At 52.0% G+C, this 2931-nt stretch carries 8 protein-coding genes and 1 pseudogene; all 9 read right to left on the bottom strand.

Going from position 1 to position 2931, the window contains the following annotated elements; genetic code table 11:
- Positions 1-122, bottom strand: a pseudogene (locus GX117_05020) (DNA cytosine methyltransferase).
- Positions 123-184: 62 nt separating this feature from the next.
- Positions 185-508, bottom strand: a complete 324-nt coding sequence (locus tag GX117_05015) for a DUF4406 domain-containing protein (GenBank protein NLO32704.1) — start codon at positions 506-508, stop codon at positions 185-187.
- Positions 499-801: a hypothetical protein gene (locus tag GX117_05010; GenBank protein ID NLO32703.1), complete on the bottom strand. Its 303-nt coding sequence runs from the start codon at positions 799-801 to the stop codon at positions 499-501. The genes GX117_05015 and GX117_05010 overlap by 10 nt, the downstream gene beginning before the upstream one ends.
- The gene (locus GX117_05005; protein NLO32702.1) at positions 798-1058 is read right to left on the bottom strand and encodes a hypothetical protein; all 261 of its coding nucleotides are present in this window, start codon (positions 1056-1058) and stop codon (positions 798-800) included. Before GX117_05005 ends, GX117_05010 begins: the two co-directional genes overlap by 4 nt.
- On the bottom strand, positions 1051-1362 hold the full coding sequence (locus GX117_05000) for a hypothetical protein (protein ID NLO32701.1): 312 nt from the start codon (positions 1360-1362) through the stop codon (positions 1051-1053). The genes GX117_05005 and GX117_05000 overlap by 8 nt, the downstream gene beginning before the upstream one ends.
- The gene (locus tag GX117_04995; protein NLO32700.1) at positions 1359-1718 is read right to left on the bottom strand and encodes a hypothetical protein; all 360 of its coding nucleotides are present in this window, start codon (positions 1716-1718) and stop codon (positions 1359-1361) included. Before GX117_04995 ends, GX117_05000 begins: the two co-directional genes overlap by 4 nt.
- Positions 1708-2064, bottom strand: coding sequence for a hypothetical protein (locus GX117_04990; protein ID NLO32699.1), 357 nt, complete (start codon positions 2062-2064; stop codon positions 1708-1710). Before GX117_04990 ends, GX117_04995 begins: the two co-directional genes overlap by 11 nt.
- 26 nt (positions 2065-2090) lie before the next feature.
- Positions 2091-2501: a hypothetical protein gene (locus tag GX117_04985; protein NLO32698.1), complete on the bottom strand. Its 411-nt coding sequence runs from the start codon at positions 2499-2501 to the stop codon at positions 2091-2093.
- A gap of 24 nt (positions 2502-2525) precedes the next feature.
- On the bottom strand, positions 2526-2931 hold a 406-nt coding region (locus GX117_04980), incomplete at its 5' end, for an SWF/SNF helicase family protein (GenBank protein ID NLO32697.1).

Below are 2931 nucleotides of genomic sequence, written 5' to 3'. Positions count from 1 at the left end.
TGCTTCATGCCACTTCGCTTTCCAGCAACGCTTAAATCCTGACAAGGCGCGCCGAATGTGATTATGTCTACTGGCTAAACCGCAGCGCCGTTAATATTGCGTACATTTCCGTAATGTTTCATTCGGCATAGTCCCTTCCCGTCATAAAGGCTGCCGGCAATTAAAGCGCTGCCTATGACTTTGTTTAGTTGTTTATAACCTTAATCGGAATCCCTTTCGCCTCCGCAAACCCATGCTCCATGTTGCACCCTCGGCTGTTACGCCAATCTCCGGCAATCCATAACTCATCACGCCGGCTTAACGCTTCAAAACAATGTATCAAGCCCTCCAGATAGGGAAGTTGATCGTAAAAGAACCCTGTCGCGTGTAGCGGGCTGTAAAACGTGCAATCCGGGTGTTTGTGCAGTAGCCCCTTGTGTTTGTGCAGTAGCCCCTTGATAACATTCTCAACCTTCTCCACGTTCTCTTGTTCGCCGCCGAATGGGTAAGCGATGTAAATTATCCGCATGGCCTGTCCTCCATTTTGGCGCCGCAGTTGGGGCAGTAGTTAGTGTTCTTCGCCATGCCGACTTCTGCATAATCGCAAAGGTTGCAGGTCGGGTATGTTCCGGTCAATGTCATGTTGTTAAGACTAATTATGTGGTGCTTTTGTATCCACTCCCCACGCACCACAGGCACAGCGTCAACGGCTGGGGCGTACTCAATACAATCCACAATTTCTCCTTCATGGTTTACGCAGCCGCTTTCCGCTATTGTTTTTTCTATGTCAGCCAACAAAGCGTCTTTGTCAATCATCCTCATGGCTCTACCTCCAATCGCTTGACCAGCTCACAGCCGCACATCGGGCAAAACCTATAATCAGGCAAGATGTGGTCAAGCCCGTATTGCCAATCCAAAGCACAAACGTCATTGCAATACTTGCATCCCTTCTCCCTCTCGGCCTCGGAGCGGAGGGCGGAGAGGGCCGTTTCCGCACTGCACATATGTAAATCGCCCTGCCCTATGTCGGCTTCAAGAAATTCCTCAAAATTGGTAATGGCGTATTCTATCTCATTCATGCTGTACCCCTTTCAGCTCGTAACCGCGCCCCCGATACCAAAACGGCTTCTTTTTTGGCTGGCCTTTCTTGTCCGGCAAATAACTAGTCCTCGGGCGCTGTTCAAAGTGAGTTTCACAGTCTCTGCTTCTTTGCGAAACGCCATGCCTAAAATCAAGCCTTGCCAAAAACCATGACTGGTCATTAAAATCATGCGCATACACGACGTATTTTTTACCGTTATCGCACTCCACCGTGTAGGCGTTGACCGTTAATCCAGCTTTAAGCCCTGCCCACGAATACTCCAAATCCTTACAGCGTTTCATTCCGCGTCTCCTTCCCGGCCACAGGCCCGCATCGCTATAACCTCCGCTTCCAGTTTCGCCAGCTCCCTCACCCTGTCAAGGCTCTCTATCGCCAGACTAGTCAGTTCGCGCTGCAATCGCTTGATGCCCTCGTCCCGCTCGGTAAGCTGGGCAAGTAGCTTTGCACATTGGCCCTGCTCAAAATCGTTTAGTTTGTCTAGTTCGGCTTGCAGGCTCTCGATCAGGTCGGCGGCACCCTCCAGCATTATTTTTACGCATAACCGAGTGCTAAACAACGGGCAGTTCTCACAATCTGGCTTTCTGGTGTCTACGTTTGAGCAGCACCTCAACGCCCTCACAATCTCTTTAGCGTTCATCGGTGGCCTCCTGCCCTTTCTTCGTTTCGCGGTATATCGGCAGCAACATTTCAACCAACTCATTTATGTTTCCCTGTATTCGCATCAGCGGCTCTAACGCCATCCGCAACTCGTTGTTGGTTATAATGTCCGGAAGGACACCGCCACTCTTTTCCGCCACCAACAGCAGGGTGTAAAGGCGACTCAACCTATCTACGGCTTTTCCAATGTTCCCCAAGTTACGGGTTAGTGAGTACTGCGCATATCCGACCTTGTCTAGCACCGTATCAGGGTAGTTCTCCGGCATCTGCTCTATGCCGCCTTCGCCGTTTAAAATCTCGTTCAATAATTTCTTTTCTTTTTCCATTGTTTTTCCCTCCTGACTATTTTTGACTATACCCCCAGCAGTTCCCGCAACTCCGCTGTCGTTTCTGCCCAGCTCCGTGTCACGGGTTGCAGCGGGGGAAGGCTCACCCTTGCGGCATCGGCGTCGTTGTCGCTCCACGACACCCCACATTTGCGGGCGCGGGTTTCGACCGCTTTTTTCGTCCTGCCCAGACACTCGGCTATCTCGCCGGGGGTTTTCGCGTTCCAATTGTCCTCTAGGTACGCCTGTTCCCACTTCGTCCACTTGTTCACAGGCGTTGCAAGCCCCAGCGTGTACGCCTGCGCAACAACCGCTGCTTTGCTTCGCCCAAGCGTCTCCGCGATTTCTTCTTCTGTCGCGACCTTCCAGTTGTCCATTATGTACCCCCTCTCTACGTCCGTCCATCTCATCGATTGTTTCTTTGGCTTCGGTTTCATTTCATGCCTCCTTTTCGTTTTTTTTTAAATCATACCCGCTACGCCATCAACGCCCCTGTCGAGGACGAACTCTGCCATCGACCGCTTACCTTGGAGCGTCTCGTACACCGCCTCATCGATTGTGCCGGACGCCAGCAAGTAAATATAAGTGACGGGGAACTTCTGTCCTATGCGGTGGATACGCGCCATCGCCTGTGCGTGGTTCCCGTAGGAGTAATCTAACGAGTAGAATATCATCGTGTCCGCGGCCGTCAGGGTTATCCCCACGCCGCCTGTCTGCGTCTGGGCTATAAACACCCGCACATCGGGGTCTTTTTGAAAATCCTCAACGACCTGTCCCCTGTCGCCCTGCTTGGTGTCGCCCCACAGCAGCCTTACGCCGCCTGCCCCTGCGTGCTTTTCAGCGATTTTCTTGATCGCTTGTATCTCC

Source organism: Candidatus Hydrogenedentota bacterium (assembly GCA_012523015.1).
Classification (GTDB): domain Bacteria; phylum Hydrogenedentota; class Hydrogenedentia; order Hydrogenedentales; family CAITNO01; genus JAAYBJ01.
This window is presented reverse-complemented; position numbering and strand designations above follow the sequence as displayed.